The organism is Paenibacillus profundus (assembly GCF_021369635.1).
Taxonomy (GTDB): Bacteria; Bacillota; Bacilli; order Paenibacillales; family Paenibacillaceae; genus Paenibacillus_B; species Paenibacillus_B profundus.
Genome location: NZ_JAJNBZ010000018.1, coordinates 42,220 through 58,701, shown reverse-complemented (window position 1 = coordinate 58,701; position 16,482 = coordinate 42,220). Strand labels below are relative to the sequence as shown.

Annotated in this window: 13 protein-coding genes; all 13 read left to right on the top strand. The window is 55.1% G+C overall.

Going from position 1 to position 16,482, the window contains the following annotated elements; translation table 11 throughout:
* Window positions 1-470 precede the first annotated feature (470 nt).
* The 13 genes from LQV63_RS19465 (at window position 471) to LQV63_RS19405 (ending at window position 16,377) form a co-directional block, all read left to right on the top strand.
* Window positions 471-1,652, top strand: a complete 1,182-nt coding sequence (locus tag LQV63_RS19465) for an acetyl-CoA C-acetyltransferase (RefSeq protein WP_233697979.1) — start codon at window positions 471-473, stop codon at window positions 1,650-1,652.
* Window positions 1,621-3,300 (top strand): class I adenylate-forming enzyme family protein, encoded by a 1,680-nt coding sequence (locus LQV63_RS19460; protein ID WP_233697978.1) that lies wholly within the window; start codon window positions 1,621-1,623, stop codon window positions 3,298-3,300. The genes LQV63_RS19465 and LQV63_RS19460 overlap by 32 nt, the downstream gene beginning before the upstream one ends.
* A 95-nt stretch (window positions 3,301-3,395) precedes the next feature.
* Window positions 3,396-6,791 carry a BTAD domain-containing putative transcriptional regulator gene (locus LQV63_RS19455; RefSeq protein WP_233697977.1) on the top strand — a complete coding sequence of 1,132 codons (3,396 nt, stop codon included), beginning with the start codon at window positions 3,396-3,398 and terminating at the stop codon, window positions 6,789-6,791.
* Window positions 6,792-7,062: 271 nt separating this feature from the next.
* A complete protein-coding gene (locus LQV63_RS19450; protein WP_233698014.1) occupies window positions 7,063-8,385 on the top strand; it encodes a substrate-binding domain-containing protein in 1,323 nt (440 codons plus the stop codon).
* 15 nt (window positions 8,386-8,400) lie between these two features.
* A complete protein-coding gene (locus LQV63_RS19445) occupies window positions 8,401-9,207 on the top strand; it encodes an ABC transporter ATP-binding protein (protein WP_019423779.1) in 807 nt (268 codons plus the stop codon).
* Window positions 9,179-9,883 carry an ABC transporter ATP-binding protein gene (locus LQV63_RS19440; protein ID WP_019423778.1) on the top strand — a complete coding sequence of 235 codons (705 nt, stop codon included), beginning with the start codon at window positions 9,179-9,181 and terminating at the stop codon, window positions 9,881-9,883. The genes LQV63_RS19445 and LQV63_RS19440 overlap by 29 nt, the downstream gene beginning before the upstream one ends.
* Window positions 9,884-9,911: 28 nt before the next feature.
* A complete protein-coding gene (locus LQV63_RS19435; RefSeq protein ID WP_233697976.1) occupies window positions 9,912-10,772 on the top strand; it encodes a branched-chain amino acid ABC transporter permease in 861 nt (286 codons plus the stop codon).
* A 5-nt stretch (window positions 10,773-10,777) separates the two neighbouring features.
* Complete coding sequence (locus LQV63_RS19430) at window positions 10,778-11,794, top strand: branched-chain amino acid ABC transporter permease (protein WP_233697975.1); 1,017 nt, start codon at window positions 10,778-10,780, stop codon at window positions 11,792-11,794.
* On the top strand, window positions 11,791-12,057 hold the full coding sequence (locus LQV63_RS19425) for a hypothetical protein (protein ID WP_019423775.1): 267 nt from the start codon (window positions 11,791-11,793) through the stop codon (window positions 12,055-12,057). Before LQV63_RS19430 ends, LQV63_RS19425 begins: the two co-directional genes overlap by 4 nt.
* Window position 12,058: 1 nt before the next feature.
* Window positions 12,059-13,111, top strand: a complete 1,053-nt coding sequence (locus LQV63_RS19420; RefSeq protein WP_233697974.1) for a 3-oxoacyl-ACP synthase — start codon at window positions 12,059-12,061, stop codon at window positions 13,109-13,111.
* On the top strand, window positions 13,108-14,025 hold the full coding sequence (gene phaZ / locus LQV63_RS19415) for an intracellular short-chain-length polyhydroxyalkanoate depolymerase (RefSeq protein ID WP_233697973.1): 918 nt from the start codon (window positions 13,108-13,110) through the stop codon (window positions 14,023-14,025). Before LQV63_RS19420 ends, phaZ begins: the two co-directional genes overlap by 4 nt.
* Before the next feature lie 46 nt (window positions 14,026-14,071).
* Window positions 14,072-14,815: a 3-oxoacyl-ACP reductase FabG gene (gene fabG, locus LQV63_RS19410; RefSeq protein ID WP_233697972.1), complete on the top strand. Its 744-nt coding sequence runs from the start codon at window positions 14,072-14,074 to the stop codon at window positions 14,813-14,815.
* On the top strand, window positions 14,812-16,377 hold the full coding sequence (locus LQV63_RS19405; protein ID WP_325175905.1) for an acyl CoA:acetate/3-ketoacid CoA transferase: 1,566 nt from the start codon (window positions 14,812-14,814) through the stop codon (window positions 16,375-16,377). The genes fabG and LQV63_RS19405 overlap by 4 nt, the downstream gene beginning before the upstream one ends.
* The last annotated feature ends 105 nt before the right edge of the window (window positions 16,378-16,482 follow it).

Genomic DNA, 16,482 nt, shown 5'->3' with positions numbered 1-16,482 from the left:
ACGCGGCAAATTCCTTGCACCTTAACACAGTCTTGTTCAGTTTACTTAGTCTTCTACTAAGTCTCGCTCAGTCTTGCTTAGTCTCGCTCAGTTCACTCAGTTGCGTTCAGTCTCTTCGGTAACCCACTTGCGAACACGAGATGTTTGCAAGGAACACTCGTAGGGGGCCTGAGCTTGACGAGAAACCCGAAATATATTGAGAAAATTGAGAATAAAAAAGAATGGTGGGGTATTTTCACCATAGTCGCTGCTAATTCAATTCAATAAGGATAAGAGTATACAAAAGTGACACGGATTCAAGGGCAATCGTCAGGTTTCTCCAGCGGATCCCCTCTATTTTTTGATTTCAAGGGTTTCTCGATAGTGTGACACCCAGGGGGGATTTTTTTCATGCTGTCGACTGCAACTGATTTGTAACCGCCATCCTGTTTACTGGAAGCGACTCTAGTACGAACAATGAGGTGGACGACTTGAATGAAGTGATCATTGCGAGTGCCGTGCGCACTCCAATCGGAGCGTTTCAGGGCAATTTCCGGGATATGGCGGCAGTGGAGTTGGGTGCGGTTGTCATGGAGGAAGCTTGTAAACGTGCGAATATTGCAAGTGAGCAGATAGACCAGGTTTATATGGGCCAGGTGCTGCAGGCCGGGATTGGCATGAATGGCGCAAGACAGGCAGCAGTGAAGGCAGGAATTCCGGTGTGCGTTCCGGCAACGAACGTGAATCTTGTATGCGGGTCAGGTATGCAGACGGTGATGCTGGGAGCGCAATGCATACGATCTGGAGATGCGGGCGTAATTATGGCGGGCGGCATGGAAAATATGACGCATTCCCCTTATTTGCTTAAGCAGGCGCGTCAAGGCTACCGATACGGACATGGGGAGCTGGTTGATTCGGTGCTGCTTGACGGACTGACGTGCGCCATCATCAAGCAGCCGATGGGAGTGACGGCGGAGCGCCTTGCCGAGCGCTACGGACTGACACGCGAGCAGCAGGACGCCTTTGCGCTGCAAAGTCAGCAACGCGCGGAAGCAGCGATGCGGGACGGGCGCTTCGAAGAGGAGACCGTTGCGATATCCATTGCGGACCGCAAGGGGAGCGCGCGGCTTATCGCGACCGATGAGCATCCGCGGCCGGGATTGACCATGGAGGCGCTTGGGAAGCTGAAGCCCGCCTTCAGCGCACAAGGTACGGTGACAGCGGGCAACTCGTCAGGCATCAATGACGGTGCGGCTGCTGTCGTGCTGTGCAGCTCGGAGGCTGCTGCTGCGCATCAGCTCGCGCCTATCGCTTCCATTCGCGGGTATGCCGCTGTCGGGCTTGAACCGGAGTGGATGGGGCTTGGCCCGGTTCCCGCCATCAAGCAGGCGCTCCTCAAGGCAGGCTTGCGTCTGCAAGATATCGGCCTGTTCGAAATCAACGAGGCGTTCGCGGCCCAAGCGCTAGCCGTGATGCATGAATTGGAACTTGAACCAGAGCGAGTGAACGTGAACGGCGGCGCCATTGCTCTCGGCCATCCTATCGGGGCGAGTGGAACGCGGGTGCTAGTTACCTTGATTCATGAGATGCAACGCAGACAAGTTCGATATGGCGCAGCAGCTCTCTGTGTGGGAGGCGGTCATGGTGTCGCTGTTGTTGTCGAACGAGGCTGAACAAGAACGGAGGGATGAAGCTGTGCATGATAGTGCAGTTCACTGGTTCGATAAACGGTGCCTGCATACACCGGATCGGATTGCAGTGGTGGACTGGAAAAGCGGGCTCCGTCTCACCTACCGCAGCCTTCATCTTCGCTCGGAGCGCTTGGCTGCCGCATTGCAGTCTTCCAACATTAAGCTGGGCGACCGCGTTGTCATCCTGCTGCACAATCAAGCGGAGATGCTGGAAGCTATGCTCGCCTGCGGGATGCTCGGTGCCATTGCGGTGCCATTGAATTGGCGGTTATCGATTCCGGAGCTCGACGAAATCATACTGGACTGCGAGCCGCAGGTGCTGTTGTATGACGATGAAGATGCGGATATAAAGCGGATTATGTCAGGGCTTCAGCTAGTATCCTGCGTCCTGTTGTCTGTAGCGGTTGTTGAATCAGATAAGGAATCAGATAAGGAATCAGATAAGGAATCAGATAACGAATCGGACAAGAAATCGGATAAAGCGTCCAATGTGAGTTCAGCAGGAAATGCGAACGGTGACATCGGTTCAGCGGGAGAGCATTCAGCTGGTGAACGTACGCTGGTGCAACGGGCGGCTCTGACACTTGATGATGCGTGGATGATGATATATACCGGCGGCACGACTGGAAAGCCGAAGGGGGTTGTGCTGACCCACGGTTCGGTATTCTGGAATGCGGTCAACACCGTCATCAGTTGGCAGTTGACGGAAGATGACGTTACACCGACGATTCTCCCAATGTTTCATACCGGCGGGATGAACGCACTGACGCTGCCGATGCTGATGGCGGGGGGAACAGTCATCGTAGTGCGATCGTTTCAGAGTGAGGATATGGTGCGGCTGTTGAACGAAGAACGGTGTACGATAGCGCTCATGGTGCCGACCATGTACCATATGCTTATTCAATCCGACGAGTTTGCACGGTCGGCGTTTCCGACGATGCGAACGTTCCTGTCTGGAGGAGCTCCCTGCCCGTTGTCGGTATATGATGCCTTCAAGGCGAAGGGCCTCCCGTTCAAAGAAGGTTATGGAGCGACCGAATCGGGACCGAACAACTTCGTGATTGACCCGCTCATCGCGGCACAGAAACCCGGATCCGTCGGTCTCCCGATGCTGTTCAGCGAGGTGAAGCTCATCCCAACGGAAGGAGATGCTTTACTAATGGATCAGGTCGGGGAGCTGGCGCTTCGGGGAGGGCATCTGTTCTCGCATTATTGGAACAACCCGGAGGCCACGTCTGGCGCATTGCGGGAGGGTTGGTTCTTGACGGGCGATCTGGCTAAACAAGATAAGGAAGGTTATTTTTATATTGTCGGGCGCAAAAAAGATATGATTATTACCGGTGGAGAGAACGTGTATCCGCTGGAGGTGGAGCAGACGCTGGCAAGCTATCCGCACGTCAAGGAGGCGGCTGTTATTGGCCTGCCTGACGATAAGTGGGGAGAGGTCGTTGCAGCGGTAATTGTAGCTGACGAAGTCACTTCTGTTACGGAAGCTGACCTTATCGTTTTCTGCTCTGCCCGCATCGGGAAATATAAAGTGCCGAAGCGGTTCATGTTCGTCACAGAGCTGCCGAAGACGGCGGTGGGCAAATTGGACAAAAAACAAATGAAGCAATGGTTCAGCGGTTGACGCAGTCAGCCGCTCATTTTTTTGTGAAAAAACAGTGGAAATCAAATCAAATATGCTACAATAAACAGGAGAATGTTGGAAAAGAGAGGTTCTGCATGAAAGAAGGACGCGTGCTTAAAATGAAGTTGATGCCGCCACCTTTGAAAAAGCAGCTGCTTCACCGTCCTCAGATAGCCAAGCGGCTCTCCCGCATACCGGATTACCCGCTCACCGTATTGACATCAGGTCCGGGATTCGGCAAGACGACGGCGCTCTCCGCATTTCTTCGTTCCTCTGACATGACGTATGCATGGTACGGCGTATCTCCCCAAGACAATGACTTCATTCCTTTTGTATCTCATATCGTCTACACGCTTAGGCAAGCGGTTCCCGAATTCGGAGAGACGATGCTTGCCGAGCTAAGAAGCGGAAACCGGAGCAGCAGCGAGGACATCTATGCGCTGGCAGATTTGTTTCTGAATGAACTTACCGAACTTCAACAGCTGACAGTGCTCATTATCGACGACTATCATCTCGTGGAAGCAACCGACAGCATTGAGCAATGGATGCAATATGTGCTCACTTATTTGCCTGATTGCGATAAACTGAGCTTCGTCCTTTCCTCCCGTTCACGCCCGCAATGGGAAGGGCTGGCCTCTATGCGAATCCGTGGACATTTACTTGAACTCACCAAAGAAGATCTCACCTTTAACGAAGAAGAAATCGATGTTCTGTTCAGCGATTATTATGATTACCCGTTGACGAAGCGGCAAATCCATCAGGTGTACGAGCAAACGGAAGGATGGATCATTGCGGTCCAATTCATTTGGCAGCGCTTACTTTCATCAAGTGGATCGTTGGATGAGGTGCTCGAGGCTCCGCGGGAGACGATGGAGGACCTGTTCCAATTTCTGGCGTTGGAGCTGTTCCAGAAGCAGCCGTCCTCCATCCGCACGTTCATGCTGGAGACGAGCATCTTTGACGAACTAACCGGAGAGTGGTGCGACGCGGTATGCGGAAGGCACGGCTCTTACGCCATGCTGCTTCAGCTGTGCGGAAGCGGGCTGTTGACGGCGATTGACGATCGGCAGTTCCGTTATCATGCTTTATTTCGGGAATTTCTAGCGGAACAGCTCAGGAGGCAGCCTGAGTGGCACGGTTCCTTGCTGAGGCAGGCGGTGCACGTCTTTGCCGCCCGCAGACGATACGATCTTGCGATGACGCAAGCGGTTGCGCTGCAAGATCAGGATGAAATGGCGCTCCTGCTGCAGGACGGAGGCAGTGAACTGATACAGAACGGCCATTTGGAGCTTGTCTATACCTCATTAATGAAGCTGCCGGAACGCATTAAGCATCGTCATCCCTATTTGCTTGTGCTTCAAGGCGATATTTTGCGTTATCACTGTCAATATGAAGCGGCATTTGAGCAGTATCGGCTGGCAGAGTATGGAGCCGGAAGCGTAGGCAACCGGATGGTGCAGATGATGGCCCTCGAAGGGCAGTCGCTCTTATATTTGGATACGATTCGGCCGGGAATGGCGGAGCCGCTGCTTGAGCGGGCCATTGCGCTGGCGGAATCATTGTGCGGATATTACCCGCCATTAGAGCAAGAAGGAGGAGCAGATTGGTTTGCGCCGTCTGGGAACCAACCTAATGCAAATATTCAAGCCACGACCGCCCCTTATTACTCGGCGTGGCGTGGCCATACAAGAGAACGGCAGCGGCTGGCGCGGCTGTATGCGATGATGGCGGAAAATATGCTGAACGCTGGCAGAGGGATGGAAGCGCAGATCTGGTATGACCGTGCGATTGGCGTGGAGCAGGACAGCCGTGACTGGCTCTTGGAAGCAAGGCTATGTCTGCGTACTGGACGGCTTCGCGAAGCGATGGCGAAGCTGATGCGAGCGCAGCATTTGGAACGAGAGGAAGGGACAATATACCGAGGACTCAGCTATCATCCGAAGACGCTGTCGCGCTCCCATCGCGAAATTGATCTGCTGCTGTCGCTTATCGACAGCATGTGCGGCGAACCGCCCTCGGCTAAGCGGGCAGCGGAAGCAGGCATGATGCACGGCATTCGCTTGAAGGCGCCGTTCGTGGAAGCGTGCGGCTGGATGAGAATGGGACACGCCGCGCAATTGATGGGCACTTACGATGCCGAGGTGGCATCGGATTGCTATCATGCGGCGCTGACCATCATGGAGCGGCTGGAGGTGAAGCGGGGGAGTGCAGAGCCGTATATGGGATTATGTTTGTTGTTCGGCAAAGCCCGCTCGGCGGAAACCGCGCTTCGTTACGGCCAGACCGCTTGGGATGAAACGCAGAGCGCGAACGACGGCTGGCTGACCGCGCTCATTCGGTTGAGCATGGGGATAGCGCTGTTCTACGCCAACCGCTGCGAGGAAGCGGAGCAGGTGTTCCGTGAATGCGGTGAGCGCTTCGTCGCATGCGGAGACAAATTCGGATGCGCGTCCACGGAAATGTGGCAGGCGCTGACAGCCTATCGCTTGGAGCAGGACGGCTGGTTTGCGGTCTCGATGGAACGCCTTTTGACACTGGTCGAGCAGGAAGGGTACGCATTTCTCTTTACACGGCGCACCTTGTTCGGTCCAAGCGATACGCAGCAGCTCATTCCACTGCTCATTGAAGCTGTGCGGCTGGGCCTATGCCGCGCCTATGCTGCTTCACTGCTGACAGAGCTTGGAATGGACCGCTTGACCTATCATCCCGGCTACACGCTATATATCGATACGCTAGGCGAATGCCGCGTTCGCCTCGGAGATGTGGAACTGGAAGATAAAGATTGGCAGCGCGGTAAAGCGAAGGAGCTGTTCCAGTTGCTGGTCACCCGTCGCCATCGCCCCTTAACGAAGGAGGAACTGTTCGTCCAGCTGTTCCCCGATGCGGAAGAGAAAGCGGCTAATCGCGATTTCAAGGTTGCTCTCAACGCATTGAATACCGCTTTGGAGCCTCATCGCCGCGCCCGAGCTACGCCTTACTTCATCATTCGCCGGGGCTCGGCCTATCAGTTGAATCCGGCTGCAGGCTGGGTGCTCGATGCGAATCGATTCGAGCAATCGATCGTGCACGGGCTGGAAGCGAATGATGCGGATGAGGCGATCCCCCTTCTGGAAGAAGGGCTTCATCTGTATCAAGGGGACTATTTGCCGGAACGGCGTTATGAAGATTGGTGCATCGAGGAGAGAGAACGATTACAGGTGCTGTTTATGCGCGGAGCGGAACGGCTCTCTCTCTATTATGTCGAGGTGGAAGCTTACGATAAGGCGATACGATGGGCAGAGGCGATGACGGTCAAGGACCGCTGCTGGGAAGAGGCGTACCGCATCATGATTTCATGCCATCTCAGGCTGAATAATCGCATCCAGGCGCTGAAATGGTACCGCAAGTGCGCCAAAGCTCTGCAGGATGAACTTGGCATCGAGCCTATGCCAAGTATTCGAGAATTGATGACTTCGTTAGTAGTGCAAGGGGGCTTTGAAGACAACCTTTAGAAGTCCGGTGAAATAGTCACGACAAACTGCAAATGTGCAGGTCAATGGAGTATCGAGCGCCGTTTACCTTGAGCAATCTGCATAAGTGCAGTACAATTTGGCCGTTTTTGGCCATACTCCGGTTTTGGGGCTGTTTACATGTACTTTTACATCTTATGGCCGTTATTCACCATACTTCTAGTAGAATGAAAAGATGATGTGCAACTCATTTGTAACCGAACCCTCTTATGATGAACGGGAATTGAATCGTAAGGGGGTTTTTTGTGTGTCTATGAATTTCGGTATCTCTCACCGATTGTCACGCGCTTGTATGTTCGGACTGCTTGCATTCGTCCTTCTTTTTGCTACCGCATGCGCAAGCAGCGGCGGAACAGGCGCGGGTGCAGACAATGGCGGCAATGCATCGGGCAGCAGATCCGGCAGTAATTCCGGAGAGAACAAAGATAAGGATGGCGAGGCCAAAGGCGCAGAAGCCGCCGATAACCCACCTATTAGAATTGGCGTCCTCGCTTCGATGACAGGCGCGCTGGAAAGCTACGGCAAGCAGAGTACACGCGGATTCGAGCTCGGCATTGATTATGCTACTCAAGGTACGAAGACGGCAGCCGGACGGAAAATTGAATTCATCATCGAAGATACGGAGACGAAGCCCGACGTGGCGGTGAAGAAAGCGACCAAGCTGCTCGAGACCGATAAAGTTGACTTCCTCGTCGGTTCCTCCAGCTCAGGCGATACACTTGCCGTGCTTCCGCTTGCAGAGGAGTATGAGAAAGTGATGGTCGTTGAACCGGCAGTTGCCGACAGCATCACCGGCGAGCTGTGGAACAAATATGTGTTCCGCTCCGCGCGCAACTCTTCGCAGGATGCGGTGGCTGGTGCCGCGGCGATTGCGAAGCAGGGCGTGAAGATTGCCACCTTCGCTCCTGATGGCGCGTTCGGCCGCGACGGCATTAAAGCGTTCACGGAAGCAGCAGTCAAGCTTGGAGCGGAAATTGTAGAGGAACAGTACGCGGACGCAACGGCAACCGACTTTACTGCGAACATTCAGAAGATCGTGAGCGCCAAGCCGGATTATTTGTTCGTCGTGTGGGCCGGAGCGAACACGCCATGGAAGCAGCTGCAGGATATGAAGGTGAGGGAACAGGGCATTAAGATATCAACCGGCGCGCCGGATATCGCATCGCTTAAGACGATGCAGGAGCTGACCGGAATGGAAGGATTTTCGGTCTACTATCACACACTGCCGAACAATGACGTGAATAAATGGCTGGTGGAAGAGCATAAGAAACGGTTTAACGGCGATTTGCCGGATCTGTTCACGCCGGGAGGCATGTCTGCCGCGATCGCGATTATCGAAGCGATTAAGAAAACCGATGGCGAGATGGACACGCAGAAATTGATTGCGGCTATGGAAGGAATGAGCTTCGAGTCGCCAAAAGGCAAGATGACGTTCCGAGCAGAGGACCATCAAGCGCTGCAGACGCTGTATGCGGTTAAATTGGAGCAGCAAGATGGGATCGATTATCCGGTTCCGGTGCTGATTCGCGAGCTGTCTCCGGAAGAAACGGCTCCGCCAATACGCAACAAACGCTAGTCAGGAGGTGGGGTCATGAGTGGAAGGAGAACGGATCAAGCAGATGACATGATATTGGAAACCGAAGGGCTGACGATTGCATTCGGTGGTCATGTGGCCGTTCAAGAGGTCAGCTTGAAGGTGGAGCGCAACCGCTTCAAGTCCATTATCGGACCGAACGGCGCGGGCAAGACGACTCTATTCAATCTGCTTAGCGGACAGCTGCGCCCGACGGCTGGATATGTGCGCTTCAAAGGTAAGGACATTACGCCGCTTGCTCCGTTTCAACGCACACGCTTAGGAATGGGGCGTTCCTTTCAGATTACGAACGTATTCCCCAACTTGACCGTGCTCGAAAATGTGCGGCTAGCCGTTCAGTCGCAGCAGGGTGTCCGCTTGAACTGGTATGCTTCGGCGAAAGCGTACCGCAGGTTCGAGGAGGAGGCGAAGCATTGGCTTGATATGGTGCTGCTTGGCAACCGGATTGGCGTAATGGCTAACTACCTCGCTCATGGGGAGAAGCGCAAGCTGGAGCTGGCGATGCTGCTCGCGCTGCAGCCGGATCTGCTGCTGCTCGACGAGCCGACAGCCGGCATTTCCATTGAGGAGGTGCCAGCCATTCTTGAAGTCATCCGCAAAGTGAAGGAAGCGGGCAACCGCACGATTGTGCTGATCGAACACAAGATGGACATGGTGTTGGATTTATCTGATTCTATCGCAGTGCTATTCAATGGCAAGCTGCTGGCGGACGGCCGCCCAGAGGATATTATGAACAATGAGACGGTTCAAGCGGCTTATTTGGGAGGGTTGTACGATGACGCTGTTGCAAGTGCGGGGGATTGAGACGCATATTGGTCAATATCATATTTTACAAGGCGTGACCTTCGAGGTGGTGCCAGGGGAAATCACGGTGCTGCTTGGACGCAACGGCGCGGGCAAGACGACGACCCTCCGCTCGATCATGGGGCTGAATCCGGTATCCAAGGGCGAAATTAGCTTTCAAGGCGAACGTGTGGAAGCGCTTCCGACGCATCGGATATCGCGGCAAGGCATCGGATATGTTCCAGAGGATCAAGGGATCTTTCCCGATTTGACCGTAGGGGAAACGATGCGCATTGCGATGAGGCTGAACGACGACCACACGAAGGCACGGCTTGAATGGGTGCTGGAGCTGTTTCCGGATTTGCATAAATTCTGGGGGCGCAAGAGCGGGCTGTTAAGCGGAGGACAGAAGCAGATGCTGGCGATTTCCCGGGCTTATGTGAACGATAATCGGCTGCTGCTCATCGATGAGCCGAGCAAGGGGCTGGCTCCGATTATGGTGGAGAAGCTGATGCTTGCTATTGAGCAGATGAAGGCGAAGACGACTGTGCTCTTGGTGGAGCAGAATTTCATGATGGCAAGCCGCATCGGACATCGGTACTACTTGATGGATGAAGGACGTATCGTCTCTGAAGGAATGATGGCGGAATTGCAGCAGGATGAAGCGACAAGACGCAAATATTTGGGCATCGCATAGCAAGCCCGTGAACGGAGGGACACGAATATTGAATGGCATCATTAACTTACTCGTAAACGGGCTGGCGACGGGGATGCTTATCTTCCTGTTGGCGTCGGGGCTTACGCTCATCTTCGGGTTGATGAGCGTGCTGAATTTTGCTCATGGCGGATTGTTCGCTTGGGGAGCGTATGGAGGGGTATGGCTGTATGCTGCGACGGGTTCGTTCTTCGTTGCCATCTTAGGTGCCGTTGTCATCGGCATGCTGCTTGGTCTCGTGCTGGAGCGGCTTGTCATTCGCCCGGTGTATGGCAATCATATTCAGCAAATTCTCGTGACGTTAGGTGCCATGCTCGTCTTAAGCGAGCTGCTGAAGGTAGTGTTCGGCCCGAATCCTCTCAAGGCAGATGTACCACCGCTTTTGAACGGCAGCTGGGAGGTAGAGGGCGTCATTTTAATCAAATATCGGTTGTTCATCATCTGTATTGGAGCGATAGTATTCGCCGGATTGCTGTTTGTATTAAAGCGGACGAAAATCGGTCTCATTGTGCGAGCTGGCGTCATGAATCCCGAGATGGTGCAAGCGTTGGGCATTCCTATCCGCCGCGTTTTTACGCTGGTGTTCATGGCGGGAGCCGGCTTGGCAGCGCTTGGCGGCGCACTCCTGGCACCGTATTCGGGTGTTATCTTCGCCGAAATGGGCATGCAGTTCGCTATTCTGGCCTTCATCGTCGTCGTCATCGGCGGCATGGGCAGCATTCAGGGCTCTGCATTTGCGGCGCTGCTCGTTGGCTTATCAGGAGCATTTATGGCTTACTACGTGCCGGAATTGTCGCTTGCGGCAAATATGCTGCTTATGGTCATTGTGCTGCTCATTAAGCCGTCGGGATTGTTCGGAGCAAAGGGGTGAGCGGGATGAGAACGTCAAAAATCGGAACGATATGGTTCGTTATTTTTGTCGCTGGCCTGGCGGCGTTGCCTTTTATTAATGATTCGCGCAGCTTTCTTATTTTGATGACACAAATATGCATCTTCGCTGTCTTTGCGATGAGCTATGACATATTGCTCGGATTTACTGGCATCGTATCATTCGGCCACTGCATGTTTTTCGGAATCGGCGCCTACACGAGCGGGGTAATGCTCGATCGCCTCGACGCTTCCATCGGAACGCTTCTCTTGTCCGTCTTGGTCGGCGTGCTGCTGTCTGCTCTGCTCAGTTATATTGTGGGGATGCTGTCCTTGCGGTTGAAAAGTCATTTTTATGCGATGTTGACACTCGCGTTCTCGGGACTTCTATTAGTGCTGGCTGAGAAATGGCGCTCGCTGACGAACGGCAATGACGGCTTTACGTTTCCGATACCGTCCGTGATGAAGGACCGGACTGTCCTGTATTTCACCGCGCTGGCGGTCATGGTGGTTATGTTCCTGCTGCTGCGCCGCTTTACGCAATCCCCGGTCGGCCGGGTGCTGCTGGCCATTCGGGAAAATGAACAGCGAACCGAGTCGCTCGGCTATGAGATCGTTCATTATAAAGTGTTTGCGACCGTCGTTGCAGGTATGGCGGCCAGTATAAGCGGTTCTCTGTATGTGCTGACATTGCGATTTGTCAATACGACTGTCTTCGGGATGGATATGACGCTGAATGCTCTGTTAATGACGATTATCGGCGGGGTAGGCACGCTGTTTGGCGCGATTATTGGCGCTTCCATTATTGAATGGGCGCATCACGGATTATCGGAATTGGCCAAGTTCCATCCGATTTTTGAACGGTGGATTATCTTTTTCGGCTTGTTGTACATCGTGGTTGTGCTGCTGTTCCCGGCAGGAATTGTTGGCACGCTGCGCCTCTGGTGGCTGAAGCGCAGAGGACGCCGACTTGAGCAATCACTGCAGGCTGATTCCAATGCGATTCGGAAGGAGGGGGCGGGATGACGGCGGGCGACAGTAAGGAAGCATACGGCAAGCATGAGCGGGCGAATGCATGCAGTCTCCAAGGAGAGCAAGGCGGTGCAGCGGAAGGCGGTACGGCGGTCGGTTCGTTTGTCATCCGCTGCCAAGCGCACCACGATGAAGCTCTGTGTGACGCTTGGCGCATTCGGGTCACTTATGTCCAAGGTCAGGAAGAGATGACGGTCGCTTCATGGGAAGAGGCGGTGCTCTTCATGCAGCAGCGGATGAAACGGGGGATGGAATGACATGAACGTTAACGCGAATACAGCAGATGACGTGGTTCGGCTGCTTTCGGTAGGAGTCTACATACCGGAAGGCCGGATGACGAGTGAGGATATCGCGCAGGCGTCCGGTATACCGCAGGAGATCGTCGAGACGAAGCTCGGCATTCGGCAAAAACCGGTCCCCGGACCGGAAGACCACCCTTGCGCGATGGGAGTGCGTGCGGCACAGCAAGCGTTAGAACGGGCGGGCATCGATCCCGCAGAGATCGACCTCGTTATCTACATCGGCGAAGAGCATAAGGAGTATCCCGTATGGACCGCTGCTCTTAAGCTGCAGCATGATATCGGAGCCATCAATGCATGGGGGTTCGATCTGGCGTCCCGCTGCTGCACGACGCTGATGGCTGTAAAGACGGCGAAGTCGATGATGCGGGGTGATGCGCGCATTTCGACCGTTCTGCTAGCAGGCGGATACCGCAATGGCGATTTGATTGATGTGACCGATCCTTATACGCGTTTCATGATCAATCTCGGCGCCGGCGGCGGGGCAATGATATTGCGCCGGGGCTCAGATGCTGGCACCGCTTATCCGGAAGTGTTGGAGACGGCGATTATAACGGACGGGTCCTTCGCCGAAGATGTCATCATCGCGGCGGGCGGGACGAAGCAGCCGCTGACGGCGGAGCTTATCGCGCAAGGGGAGCCGCGATTCCGTGTGCCTGACCCCGAGCGCATGAAAAATCGATTGGACGCCGTATCGATGGACCGCTTCGCCGAAGTGGTGGAATGCTCGGTACGTGACAGCGGATATAGCATCGACCAGGTTGGCTTTATCGGTCTGCTTCATATGAAGCGTTCGGCGCATGAAGCGGTGCTCCGGGCGTTAGGCATTCCAGACCGAAGGTCGGTATATTTGGACGAATTCGGACATATTGGTCAATTTGACCCGATGATTTGCATAGAGTTAGGCATGAAGCAAGGGCTGATTCATCCGGGAAGCGTAGTGGTGCTGGCCGCGGCAGGTATCGGCTATGCATGGGGGGCGCTCACTTTGAAATGGGGGGAAGTCCAATGAAGGTAGAGTTGAAATCGGTGCTGCTGCCGAACGGGGAAACGCTCGGATATCGCGAACGCGAAGGTGGAGATGAAGTCGTCCTGCTCATTCATGGCAACATGAATTCTTCTTATCATTGGGATGTGATGCTGGAGCAACTGGATGCGCGCTACAAGCTGTATGCGATCGATTTGCGAGGATTCGGCATCTCGACGTACCATCAACCGATTCGTTCCCTGCAACAATTTTCTGAAGATGTGAAGCTGTTTGCCCACGCAGTTGGACTGAAACGGTTCGCCGTCATGGGCTGGTCCACAGGTGGCGGTGTAGCGATGGAGTTGGCTGCAGACTGGCCGGATGCGGTCACGAAGCTGATTCTGCTGGCCTCGGTATCCACGCGCGGGTATCCATTCTATGAAGACGGTGAGAATGGGCTGCCAGATGTGACAAAGCGGATTGCAACCTATGAAGGCATTGAAGCATTGGCGCGCAATCGATCGGTATGGGACGCGAATGCACGGGGTGACCGTGCATTCATGAAGCTGCTGTATGAGTCGGTCATCTATGACAAGAATCGCCCTAAGGAAGCGCGCTATGAAGCGTATATCGACGATATCCTGACGCAGCGGAACTTGATGGATGTGTATTATGCGTTGAATACGTTCAACATCAGCGTATTCGACAACGAAGCTGCGGCAGGCAGCGGCGCGGTGAAGCGGATTGCAGCGCCAACGCTCGTGCTTCGCGGAGAGAGGGATATGGTCATTAACGAAGCGATGACGACGGAGACGCTGGCAGACTTGGGAGACATTGCGCAGTTCATATCGCTGAAGAATTGCGGGCATTCCCCGCTCGTCGATGATTTACCGCAGCTGCTGCAAGCGATGGAAGCGTTCTTGTCAGCGGAGGCATCGATCTCCACTCATCACCATTAATATCCGCATGACGAGTGCGGATTGTCGGCAGACAGGAGGATTCATTATGAAGCTTACCGATAAGACGGTAATTATTACGGGCGGAGCAAACGGCATTGGCGAAGCGGCCGTCCGGTTGTTCATGGAAGCAGAAGCGAATGTTGTCATTGCGGACTTCAATGAAGAGGCGGGACTTCGATTGCTGAATGAGCTTGGACCGTCTGCGGCCGAGCGTGCCATCTTCGTTAAGAGCAATGTAGCGGAGCCCAAGAGCGCACAGCAGCTCATGGAGCAGACGATGGAGCGCTTCGGTGCGATTGATGTGCTGATCAATAACGCGGGTATTACCCGCGATGCGATGCTGATGAAGATGTCGCCGGAACAGTGGCAGGATGTGATTGACGTGAACTTGAACGGGGTGTTCTATTGCACCCGATACGGCGCTCCTTACATGGCGGCCCAAGGACATGGCAAGATCATTAACACGTCCTCTATCGTCGGCGTGCAGGGGAACATCGGGCAGACGAACTATGCCGCGACTAAGGCCGGCGTCATCGGAATGACGAAGACGTGGGCGCGAGAGCTCGGATATAAAGGCATCTGTGTGAATGCGGTCGCGCCGGGATTTATCGCGACGGAGATGGTGGCGAAGATGCCAGAGAAGATCGTCGATGGCATGCGGGATAAAGTACCGCTGCGCCGTCTGGGCCGGCCGGAGGATGTGGCTCAAGCCTATCTGTTCCTGGCGTCCGACGCGGCGAATTATATTAACGGCGCTGTCATTGAAGTGAACGGAGGGCTATCTATTTGAACGGTGTTCCTATTATGCCGAAGACACGGGCGCCGCGGCAAGGCGTCCGCTTCATGAACGCGGATGAAGCGGTGCGCCTCATCGCCGACGGGATGACGGTCGGGATAGGGGGATTCGCAGGCTGTGCGAATCCAGAAGCGCTAACGGCGGCGCTGGAGCGGCGTTACTTGACGGAAGCAGCGCCATCTGCACTGACGATCGTGTACGCGGCAGGTCAAGGCGACGGGGTGGCGCGCGGCGTGAACCATCTGGCCTACGAGGGGCTGGTGAAGCGCGTTATCGGCGGCCATTGGGGCTTGGCTCCGCGCCTTGGCGCTTTAGCGCTTGCCAACCGGATTGAGGCTTATAATTTCCCCCAAGGCGTAATCGTGCATTTGTATCGCGATATTGCTGCCGGGCGCTGCGGAACGGTCACGCATGTCGGTCTGCACACGTTCGTCGACCCGCGAGCGGAAGGAGGCAAGCTGAATGCAGCGACAAGGGAAGAGTTGGTCGAGCTTGTTCAGCTCGGCGGACGTGAACAGCTGCTGTACCGGGCCTTCCCGATTCACACGGCCTTGCTGCGCGGCACGACGGCGGATGAGCGCGGCAATATCTCGATGGAACGAGAAGCCGTAACGCTGGAAATGCTGGCGCTCGCCCAAGCGGCACGCAACAGCGGCGGGCTGGTCATCGCCCAGGTCGAGCGCAAAGTGCCGGCCGGCTTGCTTGACCCGAAGCAGGTCGTCATCCCGGGTGTGTTCGTGGATGCCGTCGTGCTGGCGGAGCCGGAAGAGCATGCGATGACGTTCGCCGAACACTATAACCCGGCATATGCGGGCGGTGACAGTGCATCCCGGGCAGAGCCGCCTCCTATGGACAGGGACGAACGCCTCGTCATCGCCCGCCGCGCCTTGCAAGAGATTCCCCCGCATAGCGTGGTGAATCTTGGCATCGGCCTGCCCGAAGGCGTCGGTTACGCCGCTTGGGAGGCCGGACGCGGCGATCTGACGCTGCTGCTCGAATCTGGACCCATCGGCGGCACTCCGGCGCGGGGCCTCAGCTTCGGCGCATCCGCGCACCCCGAAGCCATCATTGACGAGCCGTCGCAGTTCGACTTCTTCGACGGCGGAGGCCTGGACGTGGCTTGCCTCGGCATGGCGGAGGCAGACGCGCAGGGCAACGTGAACGTGAGCCGCTATGGCGGCAAGCTAACGGGCTGCGGTGGCTTCATCAACATAAGCCAGAACGCGAAGAAGCTGGTGTTCTGCTCGACATTTACGGCCGGCGGCCTGCAGGTGGAGTTCGCAGACGGCGGCTTGCGCATTGTTCGCGAAGGCAGGCACCGCAAGTTCGTGCGGCAGGTGGAGCACCTGACGTTCCATGCCGCATATGCGGCGTCGCGCGGCATTGAGGTTCTGTATGTGACGGAGCGCGCCGTATTCCGGTTAAGCCGCGGGGAATTGGAGCTGATCGAAGTGGCGCAGGGCGTTGACGTTGCGGAGGATATTATTGCACGAATGGACGTTCAGCCCCGTCTCAGTCCTCAGCTGACGACGATGGCTGCGAAGTTGTTCAGGTAAGATGCAGCGATATGGATAAGAATGAGAAAAAGGACCTTGGCCATCATCGTAAACCGACGGTGCAAAGTCCTTTTTCCTATATGAAGTCATTATTAACATCAGCTA

Coding starts and splice junctions, on each gene's coding strand:
- LQV63_RS19455 (WP_233697977.1), top strand. CDS start 3,396: ATGAAAGAAGGACGCGTGCTTAAAATGAAGTTGATGCCGCCACCTTTG.
- phaZ (WP_233697973.1), top strand. CDS start 13,108: ATGAAGGTAGAGTTGAAATCGGTGCTGCTGCCGAACGGGGAAACGCTC.
- LQV63_RS19425 (WP_019423775.1), top strand. CDS start 11,791: ATGACGGCGGGCGACAGTAAGGAAGCATACGGCAAGCATGAGCGGGCG.
- LQV63_RS19460 (WP_233697978.1), top strand. CDS start 1,621: ATGGTGTCGCTGTTGTTGTCGAACGAGGCTGAACAAGAACGGAGGGAT.
- LQV63_RS19440 (WP_019423778.1), top strand. CDS start 9,179: ATGACGCTGTTGCAAGTGCGGGGGATTGAGACGCATATTGGTCAATAT.
- fabG (WP_233697972.1), top strand. CDS start 14,072: ATGAAGCTTACCGATAAGACGGTAATTATTACGGGCGGAGCAAACGGC.
- LQV63_RS19420 (WP_233697974.1), top strand. CDS start 12,059: ATGAACGTTAACGCGAATACAGCAGATGACGTGGTTCGGCTGCTTTCG.
- LQV63_RS19450 (WP_233698014.1), top strand. CDS start 7,063: ATGAATTTCGGTATCTCTCACCGATTGTCACGCGCTTGTATGTTCGGA.
- LQV63_RS19445 (WP_019423779.1), top strand. CDS start 8,401: ATGAGTGGAAGGAGAACGGATCAAGCAGATGACATGATATTGGAAACC.
- LQV63_RS19430 (WP_233697975.1), top strand. CDS start 10,778: ATGAGAACGTCAAAAATCGGAACGATATGGTTCGTTATTTTTGTCGCT.